12 protein-coding genes are annotated in these 24,199 nt (G+C 68.0%); 5 read left to right on the top strand and 7 right to left on the bottom strand.

Annotated features, from left to right (window positions below; translation table 11 throughout):
- Positions 1-17: 17 nt before the first annotated feature.
- The 4 genes from AC0Z2B_RS13620 to AC0Z2B_RS13635 all read right to left on the bottom strand — a co-directional run bounded on the left by AC0Z2B_RS13620 (position 18) and on the right by AC0Z2B_RS13635 (position 12,504).
- On the bottom strand, positions 18-8,399 hold the full coding sequence (locus tag AC0Z2B_RS13620) for a GH36-type glycosyl hydrolase domain-containing protein (protein ID WP_476297259.1): 8,382 nt from the start codon (positions 8,397-8,399) through the stop codon (positions 18-20).
- Positions 8,400-8,574: 175 nt separating this feature from the next.
- Positions 8,575-9,264: a phosphate/phosphite/phosphonate ABC transporter substrate-binding protein gene (locus AC0Z2B_RS13625; RefSeq protein WP_476297411.1), complete on the bottom strand. Its 690-nt coding sequence runs from the start codon at positions 9,262-9,264 to the stop codon at positions 8,575-8,577.
- 26 nt (positions 9,265-9,290) lie between these two features.
- Positions 9,291-10,235: a fatty acid desaturase gene (locus tag AC0Z2B_RS13630; protein ID WP_476297261.1), complete on the bottom strand. Its 945-nt coding sequence runs from the start codon at positions 10,233-10,235 to the stop codon at positions 9,291-9,293.
- A 175-nt stretch (positions 10,236-10,410) separates the two neighbouring features.
- Positions 10,411-12,504 (bottom strand): TonB-dependent receptor family protein, encoded by a 2,094-nt coding sequence (locus tag AC0Z2B_RS13635; protein WP_476297413.1) that lies wholly within the window; start codon positions 12,502-12,504, stop codon positions 10,411-10,413.
- 296 nt (positions 12,505-12,800) lie between these two features.
- On the opposite strand from AC0Z2B_RS13635, the gene AC0Z2B_RS13640 reads away from it, so the two are divergent.
- From AC0Z2B_RS13640 to AC0Z2B_RS13650, 3 genes are all read left to right on the top strand, one after another.
- Positions 12,801-14,726 carry a hybrid sensor histidine kinase/response regulator gene (locus AC0Z2B_RS13640; RefSeq protein WP_476297263.1) on the top strand — a complete coding sequence of 642 codons (1,926 nt, stop codon included), beginning with the start codon at positions 12,801-12,803 and terminating at the stop codon, positions 14,724-14,726.
- Positions 14,727-14,833: 107 nt separating this feature from the next.
- The gene (locus AC0Z2B_RS13645; protein ID WP_476297265.1) at positions 14,834-15,880 is read left to right on the top strand and encodes an aromatic ring-hydroxylating dioxygenase subunit alpha; all 1,047 of its coding nucleotides are present in this window, start codon (positions 14,834-14,836) and stop codon (positions 15,878-15,880) included.
- On the top strand, positions 15,877-16,827 hold the full coding sequence (locus AC0Z2B_RS13650; protein ID WP_476297267.1) for a PDR/VanB family oxidoreductase: 951 nt from the start codon (positions 15,877-15,879) through the stop codon (positions 16,825-16,827). The genes AC0Z2B_RS13645 and AC0Z2B_RS13650 overlap by 4 nt, the downstream gene beginning before the upstream one ends.
- Before the next feature lie 101 nt (positions 16,828-16,928).
- On the opposite strand, the gene AC0Z2B_RS13655 is transcribed toward AC0Z2B_RS13650, so the two are convergent.
- Both AC0Z2B_RS13655 and AC0Z2B_RS13660 read right to left on the bottom strand, forming a co-directional pair.
- Positions 16,929-17,813 (bottom strand): alpha/beta fold hydrolase, encoded by an 885-nt coding sequence (locus tag AC0Z2B_RS13655; protein ID WP_476297269.1) that lies wholly within the window; start codon positions 17,811-17,813, stop codon positions 16,929-16,931.
- Entirely contained in the window at positions 17,810-18,889 is a 1,080-nt protein-coding gene (locus AC0Z2B_RS13660) for a sugar phosphate isomerase/epimerase family protein (protein ID WP_476297271.1), read from the bottom strand. The genes AC0Z2B_RS13655 and AC0Z2B_RS13660 overlap by 4 nt, the downstream gene beginning before the upstream one ends.
- Positions 18,890-18,996: 107 nt before the next feature.
- On the opposite strand from AC0Z2B_RS13660, the gene AC0Z2B_RS13665 reads away from it, so the two are divergent.
- Positions 18,997-19,578 carry a TetR/AcrR family transcriptional regulator gene (locus AC0Z2B_RS13665; protein ID WP_476297273.1) on the top strand — a complete coding sequence of 194 codons (582 nt, stop codon included), beginning with the start codon at positions 18,997-18,999 and terminating at the stop codon, positions 19,576-19,578.
- An 89-nt stretch (positions 19,579-19,667) separates the two neighbouring features.
- Here AC0Z2B_RS13665 and AC0Z2B_RS13670 read toward each other — a convergent pair whose 3' ends face one another.
- Entirely contained in the window at positions 19,668-21,794 is a 2,127-nt protein-coding gene (locus tag AC0Z2B_RS13670; RefSeq protein WP_476297275.1) for a TonB-dependent receptor family protein, read from the bottom strand.
- 252 nt (positions 21,795-22,046) lie between these two features.
- Here AC0Z2B_RS13670 and AC0Z2B_RS13675 point away from each other — a divergent pair, with 252 nt between their 5' ends.
- On the top strand, positions 22,047-24,104 hold the full coding sequence (locus AC0Z2B_RS13675; protein ID WP_476297415.1) for a TonB-dependent siderophore receptor: 2,058 nt from the start codon (positions 22,047-22,049) through the stop codon (positions 24,102-24,104).
- Positions 24,105-24,199 lie beyond the last annotated feature (95 nt).

Consider the following 24,199-nt stretch of genomic DNA (forward strand, 5'->3'; position numbering starts at 1 on the left):
ACACCATACGCCAGTTTTCAGGCCTCCCCACTGACTCTCTCCTTGCCATCATCGCTCAGCAACACCACGTCTTTCGCCCCGCGCTGCACATTGAACCGATGCACCGTGCCCGCGAAGCGGTATTCCAGGCTGTAGCCCGACCAGTCCGCCGGCAGCAGCGGTTGTAGCCGCAACGTCGTGCCCTCGCGGCGTACCCCCAGCAATGATTCGAGGATCAGCCGGTACATCCACCCTGCAGAGCCGGTGTACCAGGTCCAGCCGCCGCGCCCGGCATGGGGGCCCGGGCCGTAGACGTCGGCGGCCATCACATAGGGCTCGACCTTGTAGCGGTCGATCAGCGCCGGGCTGCCCTGGCGGACCGGGTTGATCAGGCGCATCAACTCCCAGGCCTTGTCAACGTCGCCCAAGGCGGCGAAGGCCATGCTCGCCCACACGGCGGCGTGGCTGTACTGGCCGCCGTTCTCGCGCACGCCCGGCACGTAGCCTTTGATGTAGCCGGGGTCCAGCTGGCCCTTGTCGAAGGGCGGTGTCAGCAGCTGCACGATGCCGATGTCGCGGTGCACCAGGTTGTGGTCCAACGCTGCCATGGCCTGGCGCCCACGGGCTTGGGGCGCCGCCCCCGACAGCACGGCCCAGCTCTGGGCGATGGAATCGATGCGGCATTCGTCGTTGCTGGCCGAGCCCAGCACCTGGCCATCGTCGAACCAGGCGCGGCGGTACCAGGCGCCGTCCCAGGCATGGGCGTCGAGCTGGGCTTGCAGGGCGGCGGCGCGTTCGCTACAGCGCACGGCGTAGGCGCTGTCGCCGTGGCGCTGCGCGGTCAGCGCGAACTGTTGCAGCACGTCAAAGCCGAAGAAGCCCAGCCACACGCTCTCGCCCAGCCCGCGCTCGCCCACCCGGTTCATGCCGTCGTTCCAGTCGCCGCTGCCCATCAGTGGCAGACCATGGGCGCCGCATTGCAGGCCGTGGTCGAGGGCGCGCTGGCAGTGCTGGTACAGGCTTTCGGGCTGGCCACAGGTGCCGGGCAGGTCGTAATAGGACTCTTCGTCCGGGTTCAGCAGCCGGCCCTGGGCGTAGTCGACGCGTTCGTCCAGCACGCCCAGGTCGCCGGTCACCTGCACATAGCGGCTGGTGGCCAGGGGCAGCCACAGCAGGTCATCGGAGCAGCGGGTGCGCACGCCGCGGTCCAGGGGCGGGTGCCACCAGTGCTGTACGTCGCCTTCGCGGAACTGATGGCGGGCGCACAGCAACAGGTGGCTGCGCGCCGCCTCGGGGGCCGCGTGGAGCATCGCCATGCTGTCCTGCAACTGGTCGCGGTAGCCGATGGCGCCGCCTGACTGGTAGAAACCACTGCGGCCCCAGAAGCGGCTGGCGATGACCTGGTACATCAGCCAGCCGTTGACCAGCACATCCAGGCTGGGGTCGGGCGTCTTCACCTGCACGGCGCCCAGGGTGCTGTGCCAGTAGGCGCGCACGTTGTCCAGTTCCACGGCTGCCGCGCGGACGCCACGGTACTGCTGCACGCGGCGGGTAGCGGCGGTGGCGTCCTGTTCGGCGCCCAGGCGGAAGATCACCTCCTGGCTGGCGCCGGCGGCCAGTTCCAGGCTGACCTGCATCACGGAACAAGGGTCCAGGCCACCGCCGGTGCGCCCCTGCAAGTGTGAATGGGACAACGCCGCCGGCGCCTGCAGGCTGCCGTTGCGGCCAAGAAATTCGGCCCGGTCGCAGGTAATGCGGCGGCCGGGCTCGTCGGTATCGAGGAAACCCACGCGGTCGCCGAACTCGATCGACCAGGCGTTGCGGGCGAACAGTGCGCCGCTGAACGGGTCGGCTTCGGTCACCACGTGCATGGCCGATTTGCTGCGCAGGTCGCCCAGCACCCACTCCACGTAGCAGGTGGCGGACAAGCGCCGCGCACGACCGCTGGCGTTGCGCACCACCAAGCGCGAAAATTTCACCGGCGCGTCCAGCGCCACGTATACCCACAGTTCGCTGTGCACGCCGTCCTGCTCATGCTCAAAGACGCTGTAGCCGAAACCGTGGCGGGTGCGGTAGCGGCCTGTGCCCGGGCACGGCTGCGGCGTGGGCGACCAGAAGCGGCCGCTGTCTTCGTCGCGCAGGTAAAGGGCTTCGCCGCCGCCGTTGCTGACCGGGTCGTTGTGCCACGGGGTGAGGCGGTACTCGTGGGCGTTCTCGGCCCAGGTGTAGGCGCTGCCCACCTCGGACACCAGGGTGCCGAACTGCGGGTTGGCCAGCACGTTGGCCCAGGGCGCTGGCGTCGGGTGGCCCGGGGTATGGTCGATGATGTATTCGCGACCGTCGCTGCTGAAACCGCCGTAGGCGTTGGCCATCACCAGCGTTGGGTGCGGCGCTGGCAATGGCGCCGGCACGGGCATCGCCACCAGGCTGGCATCGAAACGCGGCAACAGCGGATCGCTGCGCCGCCGATGCACCTGCTCCGCCAGGCTGCCCAGGCTGTCGCGCAGCACCAGGCGCGCGACCGCCAGCAGCAGGGTACGGTCCTCGGCCGACAGCTGCTGGGCCGGGCGCACGAAAATGCCGCCGGGGCGGTCCACCAGGCTGGCTTCGCTGCCGGAGGTCACCAGGCCCATGATCAGGTCCTGCAGCACCTGCCGGTAACCGGCCTGGCTTTCATTCCAGATCACCAGGTCGACGGTCAGGCCTTTCTGCCGCCAATAGGCGTGGGCCTGCACCATCTGCCGCACCAGTTCCAGGTTTGCGGCGTCGCCGATCTGCACCAGCACGATGGGCCGGTCGCCGGAAATGGCCTGGCCCCAGAGCCCCGACTGGTTGCGGCGGTTGCTCAGCAGGGTGGCGCTGTCGGCGCGCAGGCCGGCGTTGGCGTAGATCACTGACGCGGCCATGTGCTCGAACAGGTGGGCGTCGGTGCTGGACGCATTGAGCTGGCGCAGCAGCACCTGGCTGTGGGTCCAGGCCAGGTCGAAGACCCGGTCGGCCAGGTGGCGGTCGCGGTATTTGTGGATCAGTTGCACGCAGGCCTCGCGGCTGGCGGCAAGGCCGGTGACCAGGTCCAGGGTGGCGGTCTGGCCCGGGTCCAGGGTAATGCGGCAGCGCACCGCCACAATCGGGTCCAGCACCGGGCCCTGGCTGCCACTCAGCTGCTCCACGCCGGGGTCGAGGGCCGCGGGCGCCATCAACGTGCGGTTGCGACCGATGAAGCGGGCGCGGTCGGTTTCGTAGGAAATGCTGTCGATGTCGACGCCATGGGCGGCCAGCAGGTGGCAGAGCCACGGCGGCGTTTCAAGCTGGGAGCGCGGTCGACGGGTGCAGACGATGGCCTGTAGCTCGGGCAGTAGCTCGGTCTGCACGAACAGTTTGCTGAACGCCGGGTGCAGGGCGTCCTCCAGGGCCGGGGCCAGCACCACTTCGGCGTAACTGGTGAGTTCCAGGGTGCGGCGGCTACGGCCACGGTTGGTCAGGTGCAGGCGCCGCAGCTCGACGTCGTCTTCGGGCGAGACGACGATCTCGGTGTGGCAGTCGACGTGTCGCTCGCGCAGGCGAAACTCGGCCCGCGCGTCGCTGAAGATGGCTTCCTGGCTGTAGGGCGTGTGTAGGGTCGGCTGATGGCTGGTGGACCAGAACGTGCCGCTGGCGACGTCGCGCAGGTAGCAGAAGATACCCAGGTTGTCGTTGACGGCGTCCTCGCGCCAACGGGTCACGGCGACATCGTCGCAGCGGCTGTAGCCGGCCCCGGCACTGTTGACCATCACGTGGTAGCGGCCGTTGGACAGCAACTGCACGGCAGGGCGTTGCTGCGCCGGGTCGTTGAACACCCGCAGCACGGCTTCGCCGTGGCGGCTGTCGTCGTCGCTGGCGCTGGTGTGGTCGGCCTGCAGGTAGCGCGCGGCGTTTTTCGGCACCCGCTCCTGCAGCAGCAGGGCGCAGGCCTGGAACTGCGGGTCGGACTCGAAGCGGCGCTGCATGGGCCGGTCCAGCAGCACCGAGGTCAGGGCCAGCAGGCTCATGCCCTGGTGGTGGGCCATGAACGAGCGCACCACCGCCTGGCGTTGCCCCGGTGGCAGGCGCGCCTGGGTGTAGTCCACCGCTTCGTACAGGCCCAGGCGGCCGCTCAGGCCCTGCTCATCCAGGCGTTGCAGGTTGCGGCTGGCCGCTTGCGGGTCGACCATCAGCGCCAGCACGCTGGCGTAGGGCGCCACCACGCGGTCCTCGCCCAGGCCGCGCTTGAGCCCCAGCCCCGGCACGCCGAACGCGCGGTACTGGTAATTGAAGGCGGCGTCCTGGGCGTTGTAGGCCGACTCGGACACGCCCCACGGCAGGCCCAGCTGGTTGCCGTATTCAACCTGGCGGGCCACGGCGGCCTGGCAGGTCTGGTCCAGCAGGGTGCCAGCGTAGGTGGGCATCACCAGCAGCGGCATCAGGTACTCGAACATCGACCCCGACCACGACAGCAGCACCGGCACGCCACCGTTGCTGGTCAGCAGCCGGCCCAGGGAGAACCAGCTGGCCTGGGGCACCTGGCCTTGGGCGATGGCGACGAAATGGGTGAGGCGCACCTCCGAGGCCAGCAGGTCGTAGTAGGCGCCGTCCAGGCGCCGGTCGCTGGCGTTGTAGCCGATGGCGAACAGGTCCCGCGGTGCGTCGTAGAGGAAGCTGAAGTCCATCACCGCCATGGCCGCGACACGGGCAGCCAGGGCGCTGGCCAGTCCTGGCAGATCGGCGTGCGGCGCGGTCAGGTCCTGGTGCAGATCCACGCACTGGGCGTGCAACGCCTGGCGCCAGTAGCCGACATCGTCGATGCTGGTGGGCACCGGCAGGTCCATGCCCCGTTGCAGCAGTTCCAGCAGGGCGGGCTGGGCGCCTTCGTCGGCACGTAGCCAGGCCAGGGTGTCGGTGCGCAGGTCGTCGACCGCCTGCGCTGGCAGGTCGACGGCGGCGCAGGCGGCCAGCAGCACATCGAGGGTGTCCAGCAAACCGTTGGCCACCGGCTTGCCAGCGGGTGGCCCGGCGGCCAGCGCCAGCAGCCCGGGGCGCAGGGTCAGCAGCAGGCCGGCGAGGTTGCCGCTGTCCACGGTGCTCACGTACAGCGGCGCCAAGGGCACCAGCGCCTGGGTGTCGTACCAGTTGTAGAAATGCCCGCGGTAGCGCTCCAGGCCCTCCATGCTGGTCAGCATCAGGTCCAGGCGTTGCAGCAGGCGGCCATGGCCCAGGTAGCCGAAGTCGTGCGCGGCCAGGTGCGCCAGCAGCGCCATGCCCAGGTTGGTGGGCGAGGTGCGGTGGGCCACGTGGGCATAGGGGGGCTCCTGGATATTGTCCGGTACCAGCCAATGGTCGTCGGCGCACACGTATTGGTCGAAGAACGCCCAGGTGCGCCGGGCCAGGGTGCGCAGGAAACGCTGCTCCTCGGCCGAGGGGTCGAACACCGCCAGGCTCGAGGGGCGGCTGACCCACCAGGCCAGGGCAGGCCCGACCAGCCACAGCAACAGGAACGGCATGGCCACCGCCAGGGCCATGGGCCGGGCCAGCAGCACCAGGCCCAGCCCCAGCGCCAGCAGCGGGCAGGCCCACAGCATGCGGTAAAGGCCGCCAAGGTCATTGCTGCGGGTGCGCTCCACGTCCCGGGAGGCGCTCCATTGCAACAGGTGGCGCTTGCTCACCGCCATGCGCCACAAGGTGCGGCCAATGGCATCCAGGCTGAACGCCGCCTCGAACGGCAGCCACGCCAAGGCCAGGGCACTGCGCACGAACTGCAGCCCGGCGCTGCGCAAGGCGGCCGCCAGGTGCTGGCGCCACGACGCGTCGGCGGCCTTGTGCAGCAGCCCCAGCAGGCTGTCCAGCAGCGGTTGTACCAGCAACAGGGCCAGCACCGTCAGGGTCCAGGCCAGCGGTTGGGCACTGCCCAGCCAGCCCCACAACAGCAGCGCCAACACCGCCGTCGGCTCCAGGCTGCGGCGCAGGTTGTCGAAAATCTTCCACCGCGCCAGGGCATTCAGGCCGGTACTGCGCCAATCACCTTCGGCGCCCATCGCCCAGGGCAGCAGCCACGGCAGCAACTGCCAGTCGCCGCGGATCCAGCGGTGGCGGCGCTTGACGTCGGTGCTGTAGCAGGAGGGGTACTGCTCGAACAGTTGCACATCGCTGAGCAGCCCGGAATGGGCGTAGCAGCCCTCGATCAGGTCGTGGCTGAGGATGCGGTTGTCGGGAAAGCGCCCGTGCACCGCCTGTTCAAAGGCGTCGACGTCGTAGATGCCCTTGCCGATGAACGAGCCGTTGTCGAACAGGTCCTGGTACACGTCGGAGACCGCACGGGTGTAGGGATCGATACCGGCATCGCTGCCAAACAGGCAGGCGTACAACGAGCGGGCGGCGCTGGGCAGGCTGATGCCCACGCGCGGTTGCAGGATGGCGTAGCCGGCCACTACCTTGCCAGTGGCGTCCAGGCGCGCGTGGTTGAGCGGGTGCTCCATGGCGCCGACGAACTGCCGCGCGGTGTCGCGGGGCAGTTGCGTGTCGGTGTCCAGGGTGATCACGTAGCGCACCCGGCCCAGGGCCTCGATGGCGCCGACAATCAGCGCAAAGCCGGCACGGTTGCCCTCGCGCAGCAGGGTGTTGAGCTCGGCGAGCTTGCCGCGCTTGCGTTCGGCGCCCATCCACACCTGCTCGGCGGGGTTCCATTGCCGTGGCCGGTGCAGCAGGAAGAAGCGTTCGCCGGACGGCCCCGGGTAGGCCAGGTTAAGTGCCTCGATCAGCTGCCTGGCTCGCGCCAGCAGCGCCTCATCCCCGGGTTGGCTGGCGGCCGGGGCATCCATGAAGTCGGTGAGCAGGGCAAAATGCAGGTGTTCGTCGCGGTTGGCGAGGAAGCGTACTTCCAACTCTTCCACCAATGCCTGCACGTCGGCAACGCTGGCGATCAATGTGGGGACCACCACCAGGGTGCGCGCGACGGCGGGAATGCCTTCGCTGAAGTCCAGGCGCGGCAACTGGCAGGGCGGCACGGTGAAGGTCACCAGGCTGTTGACCAGGTTCATGGCCAGGCGGCTGGTCAACAGCAGGGCCGGCAGGGCCAGCAGCAACAGGGCCAGCCCGTCGACACTGGCCAGTAGCGGCCACGCCAACAGCAGCGACAGCAGCGTCACCGGGCCGAGGAAAAACGCCAGGGGCGCCTGGCGCAGCAAGCGTTGGCCGCGTTCGGCCAAGGGCACCTGGGCGTGCAGTTGTTGCTCCAGGGTCGCCAGGCCGTTGCCGATCAGGTAATGGCCGACATGCCCGGCCACGCTGTCGGCGGTGGCCAGGCGGTGTTGGTCCGCCGCCAGGGCCAGCACCGCCATGGCGATGTTGGCCTCGGTGTGCCGGCAGTGCCGGGCCAGGCGTTCGATCACGTGCCGGTAGTGGTCGCGGCTGGCAAAGTCCATGGCCGCATAGACGCCTGCCGGGTCTTCGCGCAGGGTGCGCTCAACCAGGCTCATGCGCTCGACGAATTCGCGCCAGTCGGTGGTCGACAGCGTTCGCAGGCTGGCGACGCTGTTGCTGATTGATACCTGGTCGGCAGCCTGCTGTTGGGCGTCCAGTTGTACCAGGCGCTCGATGGTCTGGCCGGACTCGGCGAGCATCTGCTCCACCCAGGTCAGGGCCTGGATCAGCAGGGCGCTCTGGCCTTGCAGGCGTCGCGTCAGTTCGGCGACGAAGGCGGGCGACATGGGCGGTTCGGAGCGGGCCATGTCGGCCACCGCCAGCACCACGTTGCGTGGGGTGTGCTCGGCGGTGTCGGTCAGGCGGTCGGCCCAGTCGTTGGCCAGGTTGCGGTCGGCCCAGTTGGCCATCACGCGCGAGGCCACCCGGCGCAGGTTCTCGATCAGCGCCAGGCGCAGCATGATGGCGATGCCCCACAGCTCGCCCAGGGTCAGGGCCGTCACCGTCTGGTAGGCGTCGACAAAGCGCACCAGGCTGTCTTCGTCGACCCGGCCATCGCCGTGGGCGATGGTTTCCAGGGCGATGTCGTAGACCCTTGGCAGCCCGGCGCAGGGGCCGTTGCCCAGGCGTGGCAGCTCGCGGCTGTAGCCCTTGGGCAGGTGGCTGCGGGCAATGCGGATGTGTTCCTCCACCAGGTAATAATTGTCCAGCAGCCACTCGGCGGCCGGGGTCACTCGGCGGGTGGACGGATGGGCGCGGGTCAGCGCCGCGCAGCTGTGTGCCAGGGTGGCCTGGTTGTCGCCCAGGCGCGTCAGCAGTGAGTCGTTGCCGCCGCCAGGGCTCAGCGCGTGCTGGCGGGCCAGCACGATGCCGTGGTCGGCCATCTGCTCGGCGCTGAACAGCTCGGCGCGCAGGATGGCCTCGTAGGTGAAATTACGCGGGGCAGCCGGCCTAAGCCGGGCGAGCAGGTGGGTCCAGAAGGCATTCATGGAAATCCTTGCCATGGGGCAGGCTTCCAGTGTGGAGCGGGCGAGGTGACGAGGTCTGTGCGCCAACGTACAGACAGCTGCCACGCAACCCTGTAGCAGCGGCCACAGGCCGCATCACAGGCGCCGCAAGATGACAGCGCCACCGCAGCGCCCAGGACGCAGCCTGCGGCAGCTGCTACGGGTGGTAGTCGGCGAGGGCGGCGGGGAGGATTTGGGTTATGTGCAGGGTGTCGCGGAACGGCGGCAGGGCCTGGTTCATGGCGGCGCGTATCGCCTCGGGGTCGGTGCCGGTGGCGCGGGTGATGTAGGGCAGGGTCGGGCTCTGGCCGGTGCGCCCGAGGATGCGTACGCCAGCGGTTTCCTCCGCCGGCAGGTAGGCGAAGGTGACGCTGTCGATGGCCGCGAGGTCAGCCTTGCCGGTGGCTACCCAGGCCAGGCTCTGGCGATGGCTGCCGCTGAGGCTTTCACGAGCGAAAAACTGCCCGCGCGGGGCCAGGGCTTCCAGGATGTCGTACAGCAGGTGTGTGCCGCTGTTGGAGTCGCGGCTGTTCAGCGCCACATGGCTGCCACGCCATTGTTCGAGTGCCTGGCGCGGGTCGTCGCGGCGCACCACCAGCAGGCTGCAATGTGCGCCGTCCTGGGCGTCAGGCAGGTCGAAGCGCGGGCGCCCGACCAGCTGCACCTGTTCGCCCAAGCGGGTGCGCAGCGGGTAGCCGCAGGTTTGCGCCAACAGCAGTCGCGGGTGCAGCCACAGGTCGTACAGGTCGCCGGCAAAGCGTTCGCGCGCGCCAACCCCCAGCAGTTGCAAGGTCAGCGCCAGCCACTGCTCGCTGGCCTCGCGCACGGCGCTGGGCGCCACGTACATGGGCAGTTCGGCGATCTGTGCGGCGGTCACGGCCGGGCTCCTGAATGCCAGGGGTGCCGCGGGCTGTCGATGGGGCGCCAGCCGTGGCGGCGGAACAGTTCACCATAGCCGCCCACTCGGAACTGGCCACTGCGGCGCAGCCAGTCGTCGCGGCGCGCGGCGTACACCCGGGGCAGGTAGTACCAGGGCAGCCCCGGCAGGTCGTGGTGCACCAGGTGCAGGTTGAGGTTGAGGAACAGCCAGCGCCACGGCCAGCCGGCTTCGTTGAGCACCGAGCGTTGTTCCGGCGAGGTGGCGGGGCGGTGCTCGTGGTAGGAGCGCACCATCGACAGCGCCAACGCCAGCACGCTGGCCAGCAGGTAGGTGCCGATAGCCAGGCCCTGGGCCTGCACGTAGGCCAGCAACACCGCCACCCAGGCGCCGTGGCACAGCCACATGCCCCAGCCTTGCCCACGGCGCAGGCGTGCCAGCTGGCCACCGCAAAGGCTGCCCAGGGCCAGTGCCGGGCCGACCAGCAGGCGGCCGTACAGGGTCTTGTTCAGCCAGTGCAGGCCGCGTTCGGCAGGGCTGCTGCGGTCCCAGGCCTGTTCGTCCAGGTAGCGGCTTTCCGGGTCCAGCGCCGGGCGGGTCAGTTCGCTGTCGCGGTGGTGGCGCAGGTGGTCGTCGCGGTACAGGGTGTAGGGGTACCAGAGGGCGATGGGCGCGTAGCCCAGGCCTTTGTTCAGCCATGGCCAGCGGGTAGGGTGGCCGTGCAGCAGCTCGTGCTGCAACGACATCCACAGGGTGATCAGCGGCACCAGCACCAGCAGCGTCAGGCCCTGGCCCAGGTACGGGGTGGCGTGCACCAGGCCCAGCCAACCGGCGTAGGTGCCCAGCAACAGCAGCCAGGTGGGCCAGTCGCTGCGGGCGGTCCAGGTAGTCAGCAGGTGGTTGATGTGCCGCTGGTGGGCGGCGTCGAGGTAGGCAGGCATAAGGTGCGACCGGTGGTGCTGATGGCGGCACCTTAGCAAGTCTGTTTATGTGCGAATAATCATATTGCGCTACTTGCTTAGAACGAAACGGCCTGTAGCAGCTGCCGCCAGGCGGCGTCCCCGGCACCGCGCAAGGCCAGGACGCAGCCTGGCGGCAGCTGCTACGGGGGTGTGATCAGAACCGGTAGGAGACGCCAGTGGTCACGCCGAAGCCGTCGCCCACGTAGAAGTTCGCCGAGTCCACGCCCTTGAGGTCGTAGGTGGTCTGGGTGGCGGTGACATAGTGCTTGTCGGTGAGGTTGCGGGCGTCGAGGAACACGTTCCAGCGCTGACCCGGGGCCTGGTAGCCGACCTTGGCGCCGAAAATGGTGTATTCGGGTGCCTTCACGGTGTTGGCGAAGTCGGCGTAGTAGCTGGAGGCATGGTTCATGTTGATCTCGCCGTAGAAGCCGCTGGGGTGTTGGTACTGCAGGGCCGCCTGGTACACCTGGCGGGGCAGGCCGGGCAGTTGGTTGTGGCCGAAGGTGGGGTCGTTGCGGAAGTAGAAGTCGTTCACCGTGAACGCCTGGCGCCAGTTGACGCTGGCGCCATGGCTGCCCGTCCACACCCGGGTGTTCAGGCCCAGCTCGACGCCCTGGTGGATGGTGCCCGAGGCGTTGGTGTCGGAAATGACCTGGTTGGAGGTGGCGGTGGCTTCGGCGATCACCGCCGACAGCAGCTCGCCCTGCACCCAGGAGCGGTACACCGTCAGGCTGCCGTCGAAGATGCCCTGGCTGCCGCGGATGCCCAACTCCACGGTGTTGGCCTTCTGCGCATGCAGCGGGGTGACGTAGGGGTTGGACACGGGGCCGGTGGAGTAGTACCAGGTCACCGGCGGGTCGATGGAGCGGCTGACGTTGCCATACAGCTGCAGGCCCGGCGTCAGCGCGTAGCGGAAACCGAGGCGCGGGGCCAGGTTCCAGTCGTCGTAGTCCACCGCGCTGGGGAACTCGCTGGTGTTGGCGTTGGTGGCGTAGGTGCTGCGCACGTCGCGCTTGGTGTTGGCCAGGGACAGGCCGGTGGTCAGCCAGGTGCGGTCGGTGAGCTGCAGCTCGTTGCCCAGGGAGAACACGGTGTCGCGCGAGCTGGCGAAGTTGTATTTCTGCACCAGCGCCCAGGTGTTGGGGTCGCGGACCTTCTCGTTGCCCGGCTCAAGGATGGTGCTGCTGAAGCTCAGGGTGGTGTCGCTGGGCAGCCCGAACAGGCTGTCGCCCTTGCGCAGGTAGCGCACCGAGGTGGAGAAATCGCTGGAGTCCCACTGGCCGGGGTTGGCGTAGTAATGCAGGCCGTCGGTGAGGGTGTAGTGGTGATAGCCCAGGCCCACTTCCAGCTTGGCGTTGTCGTCGAAGGTGTAGGTGGTGGTGCTGCCCAGCAGGGTGGTGCCGGGCTTCTTGCGCACCCAGCGGTAGTTGTTGGCGGTGGGGTCGTGCTTGATCTGGTACAGGGTCAGCGGGCTGGCGTTGGTGTTGACCTCGTCGCGGTAGCGGAAGGTCATGCGGGTCTCCAGCTTGTCGTTGAACACGTGGCCGAAGTTGGCGATCACGTCGTTGCCGTGGTTGGGCGAGTCGTCCTGGTAGCCGCGCCGTTCGTTGTGCAGCACCGACAGGTAGTAGTCGCTGTCGCCGACCACGCCGCCGGTGCTCAGCTGTTCCTTCTTGTAGCCGAAGCTGCCGCCCTCCAGGCGCACGTAGTTGCCTGGCGAGGTGTAGCCGGTGTGGGTCACCATGTTGATGGCGCCGCCCAGGTTCAGCGCGCTGTACTCGAAGGCGTTGGCGCCCGAGAGCACTTCGGTGTGGTCGACGGCGGCCATGTCCAGCAGGTCCTCCTGGGTGCCGCCGGGGCCGGTGATGGGAATGCCGTCGTACAGGTACTTGATGCCCAGCGCGTAGCCGCCGTAGAAGCTGTCTAGGCCCGAGCCACGAATGGAGATCTTCGCCGCGCTCTGGCCGCTGGTGGCCTGCGCGTAGACGCCCGGCTGGTAGGCCAGCACGTCTTCGGCGGTGGCGGCGCGGCCTTTTTCCACCTCCTTGTTGTCGACCACGCTGGTGGCGCCGGCCACCTTGTCCAGGCGCGCCTTGTCGGCCTGGGCGTCGGTCTGGGCGTGGCCGGTGACTTCCACGGTGCCAAGGCTTGGCGTGGGGTCGTCGGCGTGGGCGGTGGTGGCGAGGATGGCCAGTGCGGTGGCCAGGGAAAGCTGGGTGAAGGCGCGCGTGGGCGCCCGGTGATTCATGGTCAAGTGCAATACCCCTGAGAGTCCAATGTCTGTGAGGAGCATCTATGTGAATAGTCTGGCCCGCGGGTGCAGGAGCAAATGCCGTACCACCCGGGCCAGAGCGGTTTTCGGGGTGTCGGGCGGCAAGCGCGGGGTCCCCGGGAGGGCAAATTGCGGATGCGCTGTTGCGCTGCCGACACTGGTCCGGGGCATTTGGCGCAGTGCGTGGAGGGGGGGACGCATCGGCAGCTTTCGTCGATGGCACTATGCTCGTTACAGTACCGTTCCCAGCCTTCCTGCCCGGCCAACCTCCCATGACCCTAGAACTGGTTCAGCCCCCTTACGTCGCCGAAGACCGCTTCCGGCTGCTGATCGACTCGATCACCGACTACGCCATCTACATGCTCAACCTGGACGGCGAAATCATCAGCTGGAACGCCGGCGCCAGGCGCTTCAAGGGCTATGACGAGCAGGAGATCCTGGGCCAGCATTTCTCCCGGTTCTACACCGACGAGGACCGCGCCGCCGGCAAGCCCGGCCTGGCGCTGGCCTGCGCGGCGCAGCAGGGACGGTTCGAAAGCGAGGGCTGGCGGGTGCGCAAGGACGGCTCGCAGTTCTGGTGCCACGTGATCATCGACCCCGTGCGTGCGCCCGACGGCAGCGTGATCGGCTTCGCCAAGGTGACCCGCGACCTGACCCAGCAGCGCCAGGCCCAGGAGGCGCTGCGCCAGTCCCAGGAGCAGTTTCGCCTGCTGGTGCTGGGCGTCACCGACTACGCCATCTACATGCTCGACCCCGACGGCATCATCACCAACTGGAACGCCGGCGCCGAGCGCATCAAGGGCTACCGCCCCGACGAGGTGATCGGCCGGCACTTCTCGATGTTCTTCGAGGAGGCGGCGCGCAACGCCGGCGAGCCCCAGCGCAGCCTGGCCACGGCGCTGGCCGAAGGGCGCTTCGAGAACCGCGCCTGGCGGGTGCGCAAGGACGGCACGCGGTTCTTCGCCAACATCGTCATCGACGCCATTCGCGACGACAGCGGCACGCTGCTGGGCTTCGCCAAGATCACCCGCGACATCACCGAAAGCGTGGAGGCCCAGCGCGCCCTCGACGAGGCCCGCGAGGCGCTGTTCCAGTCACAGAAAATGGAAGCCCTGGGGCAGCTGACCGGGGGCATCGCCCACGACTTCAACAACCTGCTGATGGTGATTCTCAGCAGCCTGGAGATCGTGCGCCGGCGCCTGCCGCCGGACCCGCACATCACGCCGCTGCTCAACAACGCCGTGCAGGGCGCCCAGCGCGGCGCCTCGCTGACCCGGCGCATGCTGGCCTTCGCCCGGCGCCAGCAGTTGGTGCTGGAAGCGGTGGATCTGGGGGTGATGGTGCGGGGCATGGCCGACCTGCTGCAAAGCTCGCTGGGCTCGCGCATCCAGATCGAAACGCGCTTTCCGCTGTTCGTACGCCCGGTGCGCGCCGACGGCAACCAGCTGGAACTGGCGGTGCTGAACCTGGCGGTGAACGCCCGGGACGCGATGCCCGATGGCGGCGTGCTGGTGATCGAGGCCCGTGAATGCCAGCTCACCGAGCCCCGGGAGGGCGTGGCGGCGGGCAACTACGTGTGCCTGTCGCTGACCGACACGGGCGAGGGCATGGATCCATTGACCCTGGCACGGGCCACCGAGCCGTTCTTCACCACCAAGGGCGTGGGCAAGGGCACCGGCCTGGGGCTGTCGATGGTCGACGGCGTGGCCGCCCAGGTGGGCGGCAAGCTGGTGGTGCGCAGCGCCCGGCCGGGCGGCACCACCGCCGAGCTGTGGTTGCCGGTGGACGAAGGTGCCCCCGTGACGGCCCCGGTGGCCAGCGCCAGCAGCCAGGTCAGCACGGCCAAGGGCCTGAGCGTGCTGCTGGTGGACGACGACCCGCTGATTCTGGTCAGCGCCGAAGCCATGCTCGAAGACCTGGGCTGCCGCGTGCACACCGCGGCCTCCGGCGAGCAGGCGCTGGCGCTGCTGGAGCAGGGCAGCGACGGCTTCGACCTGCTGATCACCGACCACATGATGCCGCACATGTCCGGCCCGCAACTGCCCGCCCGCGCCCTGGCGCTGTGCCCGGGGTTGCAGGTGTTGATCGTCAGCGGCTTTGGCGAGGTGGACAGCGCCACCACGGCCTTTGCGCGGCTGGCCAAGCCGTTTGACCAGCAGAGCCTGGCCCGGGCGTTGGCGGGCCTGCAGCTGGTTTGAGGGATGGTTTTGGGGTCAATGGATCCATTGTCTGTTATTTTTGTTGACCTGCTCAGGGTTTTTAGGATTCCATGGATCCATAAAAACAAAACCTGAGAGGTCTCCCCATGTATCCAAAGAACACCTGGTACGTCGCCTGCACCCCCGATGAAATCGCCGACAAGCCCCTGGGGCGGCAGATCTGTGGCGAGCACATCGCCTTCTATCGCGGCGCCCAGGGCCAGGTAGCCGCCGTCGAAAACTTCTGCCCGCACCGTGGTGCGCCGTTGTCCCTGGGCTACGTCGAGGACGGCAACCTGGTGTGCGGCTACCACGGCCTGGTGATGGGCTGCGACGGCAAGACCGTGGCCATGCCCGGCCAGCGCGTGCGCGGCTTCCCCTGCAACAAGACCTACGCGGTGGTGGAGCGCTACGGCTTCATCTGGGTGTGGCCAGGCGACCAGGAACAGGCCGACCCGGCGCTGATCCATCACCTGGAATGGGCCGTCAGCGACGAGTGGGCCTACGGTGGCGGGCTGTTCCACATCAATTGCGACTACCGGCTGATGATCGACAACCTCATGGACCTGACCCACGAGACCTACGTGCACGCGTCCAGCATCGGCCAGAAGGAAATCGACGAGGCGCCGCCGGTCACCACGGTGGAAGGCGACGAGGTGGTGACCGCCCGGTACATGGAAAACATCCTGCCGCCGCCGTTCTGGCGCATGGCCCTGCGCGGCAACAACCTGGCCGACGACGTGCCGGTGGACCGCTGGCAGATCTGCCGCTTCACCCCGCCCAGCCATGTGCTGATCGAGGTGGGCGTGGCCCATGCCGGCAAGGGCGGCTATGACGCGCCGGCCGAGCACAAGGCGTCGAGCATCGTGGTGGACTTCATCACCCCGGAAACCGAGACCTCGATCTGGTACTTCTGGGGCATGGCGCGCAACTTCAACCCGCAGGATGAGGCGCTGACCGCCAGCATCCGCGAAGGGCAGGGCAAGATCTTCAGCGAAGACCTGGAGATGCTCGAGCGCCAGCAGCAGAACCTGCTGGCGAACCCGCTGCGCAACCTGCTCAAACTCAACATCGACGCCGGCGGCGTGCAGTCGCGGCGCGTGCTGGACCGCCTCATCAGCCGTGAGCGCGCGCCCGTGGGAGAAGCCTCATGATCGAGGTGGTGGTGACCGCGCGTCACGATGAAGCCGTGGATATCTGCAGCTACGAGCTGGCCGCGGCCGACGGCCAGGCGTTGCCGGCGTTCAGCGCCGGCGCGCACATCGACGTGCACCTGGCCGATGGCCTGGTGCGCCAGTACTCACTGTGCAACCACCCCCAGGAGCGCCACCGCTACCTGATCGGCGTGCTCAAGGACGCCGCCTCGCGGGGCGGTTCCCAGGCCCTGCACGAGCAGGTCCGGCAGGGCGATCGGTTGCGCATCAGCGCGCCGCGCAACCTGTTCGCCCTGCATGAAGGCGCCGAGCGCAGCCTGCTGTTCGCCGGTGGCATCGGCATCACGCCGATCCTGGCCATGGCCGAGGCCCTGGCCCGCGACGGCGCACCGTTCGAACTGCACTACTGCGCCCGTTCCAGCGAACGCGCGGCGTTCCTCGCCCGGCTGCGGGCCGCGCCCTTTGCCGACCGCGTGCAGGTGCATTTCGACGAGCAGCCCGAGACCCGCCTCGACGCTGCCCAAGTGCTGGCAAGCCCCCAGCCCGGCCAGCACCTGTACGTGTGCGGCCCGGCCGGGTTCATGGCCCACGTGCTGGACACCGCCAAGGCCCAGGGCTGGGCGCAGGACCACCTGCACCGCGAATACTTCGCGCCGGTGGCGGTGGACACCTCGGCGGACGGCAGCTTCGCGGTGAAGCTCAACCGTTGCGGGCGCACCTTCCAGGTCCCGGCGGACAAGACCGTGGTGCAGGTGCTGGAAAGCCATGGGGTGGAGGTGCCGATCTCCTGCGAGCAAGGCGTCTGCGGCACCTGCCTGACCCGCGTGCTGGAGGGCGTGCCGGAGCACCGCGACCTGTTCCTCACCGAGGAAGAACAGGCCGCCAACGACCAGTTCACGCCGTGCTGTTCACGGGCCAGGTCGGCGTTGCTGGTGTTGGACCTCTGATACGCTTGGTCCTGTAGCCGCTGCCGGCAGGCTGCGCTGGTCCAGGTGTGCGCTGAATATCTCCAGTGCACGCAAGGGCCAGCGCAGCCTGTCGGCAGCGGCTACGAGGCTCGGTGCAAGAACGCCAACACATGCCGGATGAACTCATCCGGCGCTTCCTCCATCACGAAATGCCCGCACCCTTCGATGATCACCCCTTGCACCTGCCGCGCATGGCCTTCCAAGGTGCGCAAGGGCGCGTCGCCCGTGGCGTGCTCGGCGCCAATCGCCAGCACCGGCATGGCCAGCGGCCGCTGCGCGCGCAGCTGGTTCTGGCGGATGGTCTCGGGAATGGCGCGGTAATAGGCGAAACCGCCGCGCAGCCCGCCGGGCGCTGAATAGGCGCGGATGTAGGTGTCAGACGCCACCGCATGACGGCGGAACGCCCAGCGGTCGAACATGAACGTCAGGTACGCCGCTTCCCGGCCCGTGATCAGCAGCTCTGGCAGGTCGCGCACCTGGTTGAACAGGAAGTGCCACAGGAAGATGTTCTGCTCCGGCGCCACGAATATCGGCGGTGCCTCGGCCAGGCCCGGTATCACCGCCTCCGTCATCACCACGCTGCGCACCGCCTCGGGGTCATCACTGGCCAGGGCGTAGGCGATCCACATGCCCACGTCATGGCCCACCAGGTGGAAGCGCTCGTGGCCCAGTTGTGCCATGGCCTGCCGCAGCACGCTGGCGACGCTGCCGGTGTCGTAGCCCTGTTCAGGGCGGTCGGAGTCGCCCAGGCCCGGCGGGTCCACGGCAATCGCCAGGTAGCCGGCCGCCGCCAGGGCCTGCATCACGTGGCGCCAGGCGTACCAGGTCTGTGGCCAGCCGGGCACCAGCAGCACCGGCGTGCCGTTGCCGGCGGTCACGCAGTGCAGGCGCAGGCCCTGCACGCGCACGTAGCGGTGGGTGAAAGTGCTGTCGCAGGGGGTGGCAGGGTCAACAGGCAGGTTCATGGGCGGGCGCTCCGTGCGGGTGGGGTGATGCCAAGCAGTTGTTGGATTTGCGCGGTGGCCAGGGGCGCGCCGGCGAAATCATCGAACACCCGGTCGGTGACGCGGATGATGTGCTGGTTGATGAAGGCCACGCCTTCGCGGGCGCCGTCTTCCTGGTTTTTCAGGCAGCACTCCCACTCCAGGGTGGCCCAGCCGGGGTAGTCGTACTGGGCCAGCTTGGCGAAGATCGCCTTGAAGTTGACCTGGCCGTCGCCCAGCGAGCGGAAGCGGCCGGCGCGCTCGGCCCAGTTGCTGTAGCCGCCATAGATGCCCTGGCGGCCGGTGGGGTTGAACTCGGCGTCCTTGACGTGAAACATGCGGATGCGCGCGTGGTAGATGTCCAGGTAGCTGAGGTAGTCCAGCTGCTGCAACACGAAATGGCTGGGGTCGAACAGCAGGTTGCAGCGTGGGTGCTGGTCCACCCGGTCGAGAAAGCGTTCGAAACTGGTGCCGTCGTGGAGGTCTTCGGCTGGGTGGATTTCGAAGCACAGGTTGACTCCGGCCGCCTCGCACTCATCGAGGATCGGCCGCCAGCGCCGCGCCAGTTCGTCGAACGCCGTATCGATCAAACCGTCCGGGCGCTGGGGGAAGGGGAACAGGTACGGCCACGCGAGCGAGCCGGAAAAGGTGCCCAGCTCGGTCAGGCCCAGGCGCGCCGACGCCCGGGCTGCCAGCTTCACCTGCTCGATGGCCCAGGCCGTGCGCGCCTCGGGGCGGCCGCGCAGGTGTGCCGGAATGAACCCGTCCCACATGGCCTCGTAGGCGGGGTGCACCGCCACTAGCTGACCGTGCAGGTGGCTGGTCAGTTCGCTGACCTGCAAGCCATGTTCGGCCAGCAGGCCCTTGATGTCGTCGCAGTACGCCTGGCTCTGCGCCGCTTGCGCCAGGTCGAACAGGCGCGCGTCCCAGGTGGGAATCTGCAGGGCCTTGAAGCCTTGGGCGGCGGCCCAGGCCGCCAGGTTTGGCAGGTTGTCGTAGGGCGGTTGCGCGCTGCTGAATTGGGCCAGGTGCAGGCTCGGGCCTTTGAGGGTTCGCATGGGTCCATCCTATTGTTTGTCGATCGACAAAGAATAGGGTTCGGCGATGACAAGCGTCAAGCGCAACTGCGTTAAACTGCGCGCTCTCGATTTCCAGGCGGAACCACATGGCAGGGCGACCACGGCAGTTCGACAAGCAGCAGGCACTGGCACAGGCGATGCGGGTGTTCTGGGAACACGGCTACGAAGGCACGTCGATGTCGGCGCTGGTGGAGGCGCTGGGCCTTGCCTCGGCGCGTATCTACGCGGCGTTCGGCAGCAAGCAGCAGCTGTTCGAGGAGGCGGTGGCGCTGTACGAAAGCGGCGAGGGCGGTTTTGCCGAACGGGCGCTGGCCCAGGCCGATATCGGCGCGGCCATCGGCCAGCTGCTGCGCGACGCGGTGGCCACCTACACCCGCGCCGACCACCCGCGTGGCTGCCTGGTGGTGAGCGCGGCGAACGGCGTGGCGGCGGAGAACATCGGCGTGCTGAACTGGCTGGCGGGCCACCGCCAGCAGCGCACCCGGTCGATCATCGAGCGCCTGCACGTGGCCCAGGCACAGGGGCAGCTGTCGGCGACGGCCGACGTGCAGGCATTGGGGGACTTCTACGCGACGTTCCTGCACGGGTTGTCGGTGCAGGCCCGCGACGGGGTGTCGTCGGCGGCGTTGTTGCAGGCGGTGGCGCAGGCGTTGAAATTATTGCAATGACGTTCCCTGGCGATGCCTCGCGGCTGTGACGCGGCCTGCGGCCGCTGCTACGGGGTTTGCGTAGCAGCTGCCGCAGGCTGCGTCCGGGGTCAGCGCAGGCTCCAGGATACGCCCAGGTACACGCCCATCCCTTCGCCGGGCGTGGAGCGCGCGGCGTCCACGCCCTTGTCGTCGTAGCCTGGGGTCACGGTGGCGGCGTAGTGCTGGTTGGTCAGGTTGCGCATGTCCACCCAGGCCTGCCAGTCGCCCTTGGGCGCGTTGTAGCCCAGGGTGGCGCCGAACAGCGCATAGGCATCGGCGTAGTAGCTGTCGGCGTAATCCACCGCCACCTTCGACACCAGCTGGGTGTTGGCCGCCGCGAAGAAGCCTTGCGGCCAGTCGTAGCGCAGCTCCGCCTGGTAGTAATGCATGGGCAGGCCGGGCAGGCGGTTGCTGCCGAACTGGTCGTCGTTGCGGTAGTGGAAATCGCTGAAGGTGTAGGCCTGGCGCAGGCTCAGGGCGCCCACGCCGTCGCGCGACCACAGGGTGCTTTGCAGGCTGGCTTCCACGCCCTGGTGCACGGTGGGGCTGGCGTTCAGCTCATAAGGCGTGGTGGCGCTGGCATCCGGCAGCACCGACAGCAGTTCGTGGCGCACCTGGGCGTAGTACCAGGCCAGGCTCCACTGGCCAGCGACGCTGTCGCCACGGCCGCCGATTTCCGCGGTAGTAGCGGTCTGGTTGCGCAGCGCCACGGGCACGCGCTGGGCGCCGGTGGCCACGCCGCTGCCGGCGGGGAATAGCTGGTTGGAGCTGTAGATCAGCGACCAGGGGTGCGGCGCTTCCACCGAGCGGCTGAGGTTGCCGAACAGCTGCACGTCGGGCGTCAGCTGGTAGCGCAGGCCCAGGCGCGGCGCGTAGTCCCAGTCATGCAGGCTGACCTTGCCGCCGTCGGCCGGGTAGGTGACCGCGCTCTCGCGACGGGTGTAGATGGCGGCGATGCCGGTGGTCAGCCACAGGTCGTCGGCAATTTCCAGGTCGTTGCTCAAATGCAGCACCGTGTCCGAACCCTGGTAGGTGAAATTGCGGATGCGCGTGCCCGGCGCGTAGCCCGCGGTGTTGCCGGTGGGGATGCGCACGAACTCGCTGGCGCCGTCGTTGGGCAGGTGCTTGGTCACGCGCAGGCCCAGGGTGCTGTTGCTTTCCAGGCCCCACAGGGTGTCGCGGCGCTTGTAGTCGAAGGTGCCGCTGACGTCGGTGTAGGCCACCTTCAGGCGGTTGGGGCCTTCGCGCAGGTCCATGGGGTAGTCGTGGTACACCAGGCCGGTCTGAATGCTGGAATCGTCGTCGATGTAGTAGGTGGTCTTGTTGCCGATGAAGGTGCTGCCCGGCTCGTCGCGCTGGTAGTCGCGCGCCTCGTACGTGGGGTTGGCGGCCTGGGCGTGGTGCTCGATGGAGTCCTTGGTCACACGTCCCGCCAGCTCGTTGTCGGTCTCGCGGTGGCGGATGTAGAAACGCGTTTCCAGGTTCGGGTTGAAGCGGTAGCCGACGTTGGCGATCACCCCCTGGCTGGTGCTGGCAGTGTGGTCCTGGTAGCCGTCCGACTGGGCGTCGGTCACCGCCACGTAGTAGTCGAAGTCGCCCAGCACCTGGCCCGAGCTGACCTGGCGCTGGCGGTAGCCGTGGCTGCCCATGGCGTAGCGCACTTGCAGCAGTGGTGAATCGTAGCCGCTGTGGCTGACGTAATTGATGGCGCCGCCCAGGGCCAGGCCGCCGTAGTCGAAGCCGTTGGCGCCGCGCAGCACCTCCACGTGGTCCAGCCACAGCGGTTCCAGCAACTCATAGGGTGTGCCGCCGGGGCCGGTCAGCGGCAGGCCGTCGAGCATGGCGTAGAGGCCCGAGGCATGGGCGCCCGGCGCGCGGTTGATGCCCGAGCCGCGAATGGAAATCTTCACGCCTTCGTTGCCCGCCGACTGCGCGTACACGCCTGGCTGGTAGGCCAGCACGTCCTGGTTGCTGGCCACCCGGCCCTGCAGGGTTTTTTTCATGTCCACCACGTTGGTGCCGCCCGGCACCTGGGCCAGGCGCGCGTTGGCGTCTTCGGCCCCTCGGTCGTCGCCGCTGCCGTCCTGCCCCTTGATCAGCACCTGGCCCAGTTCCATGTCCTGGGCATCGGCCAGCCCCGGGCAGCACAGGGCAAGGCCCAGCAGGGCAGTGGGCAGGGTTTTCGGCGAACGCATGGTGGTGGCTCCAACGGGGGACAAGAAAGTGGTGCGACGCACTGGGAGACGAGCGGAGCACAGGAAAATTTGCCTGCTGGCCAAGCAATATTACGAAATGTGAAAAAATTGTCGAAATTTCATTGGTAACTGGGTTAGATTCTCATTCACACTTTGAAACAGAATCGCATTCTCACCTAAACCGTTACAGGAAGTCTCGCCTTGAAACATCGCCTCCCTGCCAGTTTGTTGCTCGCCGGTGCCTGCAGTGCCATGCCCCTGGCCTACGCAGACGACATGACCCTGCCGGCCACCCAGATCGAAAGCAGCAGTGACAGTAGCCAGGGCCAGAGCGTGGGGTATCAGGGCGAGCCGGTGTCCAGCACCACGCGCCTGGGCCTGACCGACAAGGAGACCCCGCAAGGCGTGACCACCATCACCCAGCAGGAGCTGAAGGACTTCAAGATCACCGGTATCAAGGACGCCCTGCGCGCGGCGCCGTCGGTGACCGTGGAGCAGACCGAGACCGACCGCACCGAATTCACCTCGCGCGGCTTCGACATCAACACCTTCGAATACGACGGCATGGGCATGCCGTTCGTGGGCACCGTGCTGGTGGGCGAGCAGGACCTGGCCGAATACGAGCAGATCGACGTGCTGCACGGCGCCAACGGCCTGATGAGCGGGGCGGGCAACCCGTCGGCCACGGTCAACTTCGTGCGCAAGCGCCCCACCGACACCTTCCAGGCGCAGATCAACACCAGCGTCGGTTCGTGGGACAACCGCCGGGTGGACGTCGACGTCTCGGGCCCGCTGACGCCGACCGGCAACGTGCGTGGCCGCTTCATCTACACCCACGACAAGGGCGATTCGTGGATGGACCGCTACGGCCACGAGCGCAACGTCGCCGCCGGCCTGCTGGCCTTCGACCTGTCCGAGGCCGACACCCTGACCGTGGGCTTCTCCCAGCACAACAGCGATTCCAATGCCAGCACCTGGGGCAACCTGCCGCTGGTGGACACCAACGGCAACGCCATCCACTACAGCAGCCGCGGCGCCAACATCGGCCAGCCGTGGACGTACTGGAACCTCAACACCCAGCGCGCCTTCGCCGAGCTCAAGCATGATTTTGGCAACGGCTGGAACGCCACGCTGACCGCCACCGTGGTGAAAGAGAAACAAGACACCGACATGCTGTACGTCTACACCGTCACCGGTGACGACGCTACCGCCTACGCCAACCACACCAGCAGCGAGGCCCACCAGTTGCTGGGCGAAGCCAAGCTGTCGGGCCCCTTCAGCCTGTTCGGCCGCGACCACGAGCTGACTATCGGCACCTCCTATGGCCGCACCCACCAGAAGGGCCGCGAGTACGACCTCAGCGACACCAACGCCGACGGCTCCTACGACCTGTCGTTCGCCAGCATCCTCTCGGGCAGCGTCGCCAAGCCGACGTTCGACTCCACCAGCGACGCGCTGACGCAGAACTTCGTCGACACCCAGCGCAGCATCTACGCCGGTGCCCGCTTCAGCCTGACCGACGACCTGCACTGGATCGCTGGCGCGCGCATGCTCAGCGCCGATGCCTCGGGCAGCAGCTATGGCGCCGACTACTACACCCGCGCCCACGGCAAGGTCACCCCGTACACCGGCCTGGTCTACGACCTGACCCCGCAGTGGAGCGTGTACGGCAGCTGGACCGAGATCTACACCCCGCAGTACAACGTCGGCGCCGACAACAAACTGCTGGCGCCGCTGGAAGGCAAGAGCACCGAAGTGGGGGTCAAGGGCAGCCTGATGGACAGCCGCCTCAACGTCACCGCCGCGCTGTTCAAGGCCGACCAGCGCAATGTCGCCGAGGACGCCGGCTACAACGGCGTGCAGGAAGTCTACAACCCGGTGGACTACAAGAGCCGCGGCGTCGAGCTGCAGGCCTCGGGCGAAGCGCTGCCGGGCCTGGACCTGCTGGCCGGCTACACCTATGTGCACATCGAGAACGACGACGGCGACCGTGCGCGCAAATACGTGCCCACCCACAGCGTGCGCGGCATGGCCACCTACCGCCTGCCGTTCATGGAACAGGCCAAGGTGGGCACCCGCGTGAGCTGGCAGAGCGCGGTGCAGAACGACGACACCAGCGCCATCCGCCAGAACGCCTACGCCCTGGTGGACCTGATGGCCAGCTACGACTTCAACAGCAACTGGAGTACGTCGCTGAACCTCAACAACGTCTTCGACCGCAAATACCTGCTGTCGCTGTACAACAGCGCCACCACCGCCAGCTACGGCGCCACCCGCAACGTGACGGCGTCGGTGACCTGGAAGTATTAAGCCCGCGCCCCACCCCGTAGCAGCTGCCGCCAGGCGGCGTCACCGGCACCACGGTTTTCCAGGATTACCGCGTGCGCCGTGTGACGCTGCCTGGC

Source organism: Pseudomonas sp. GYB4201, from assembly GCF_056312595.1.

Coding starts and splice junctions, on each gene's coding strand:
- AC0Z2B_RS13620 (WP_476297259.1), bottom strand. CDS start 8,399: ATGAATGCCTTCTGGACCCACCTGCTCGCCCGGCTTAGGCCGGCTGCC.
- AC0Z2B_RS13625 (WP_476297411.1), bottom strand. CDS start 9,264: ATGTACGTGGCGCCCAGCGCCGTGCGCGAGGCCAGCGAGCAGTGGCTG.
- AC0Z2B_RS13630 (WP_476297261.1), bottom strand. CDS start 10,235: ATGCCTGCCTACCTCGACGCCGCCCACCAGCGGCACATCAACCACCTG.
- AC0Z2B_RS13635 (WP_476297413.1), bottom strand. CDS start 12,504: ATGAATCACCGGGCGCCCACGCGCGCCTTCACCCAGCTTTCCCTGGCC.
- AC0Z2B_RS13640 (WP_476297263.1), top strand. CDS start 12,801: ATGACCCTAGAACTGGTTCAGCCCCCTTACGTCGCCGAAGACCGCTTC.
- AC0Z2B_RS13645 (WP_476297265.1), top strand. CDS start 14,834: ATGTATCCAAAGAACACCTGGTACGTCGCCTGCACCCCCGATGAAATC.
- AC0Z2B_RS13650 (WP_476297267.1), top strand. CDS start 15,877: ATGATCGAGGTGGTGGTGACCGCGCGTCACGATGAAGCCGTGGATATC.
- AC0Z2B_RS13655 (WP_476297269.1), bottom strand. CDS start 17,813: ATGAACCTGCCTGTTGACCCTGCCACCCCCTGCGACAGCACTTTCACC.
- AC0Z2B_RS13660 (WP_476297271.1), bottom strand. CDS start 18,889: ATGCGAACCCTCAAAGGCCCGAGCCTGCACCTGGCCCAATTCAGCAGC.
- AC0Z2B_RS13665 (WP_476297273.1), top strand. CDS start 18,997: ATGGCAGGGCGACCACGGCAGTTCGACAAGCAGCAGGCACTGGCACAG.
- AC0Z2B_RS13670 (WP_476297275.1), bottom strand. CDS start 21,794: ATGCGTTCGCCGAAAACCCTGCCCACTGCCCTGCTGGGCCTTGCCCTG.
- AC0Z2B_RS13675 (WP_476297415.1), top strand. CDS start 22,047: ATGCCCCTGGCCTACGCAGACGACATGACCCTGCCGGCCACCCAGATC.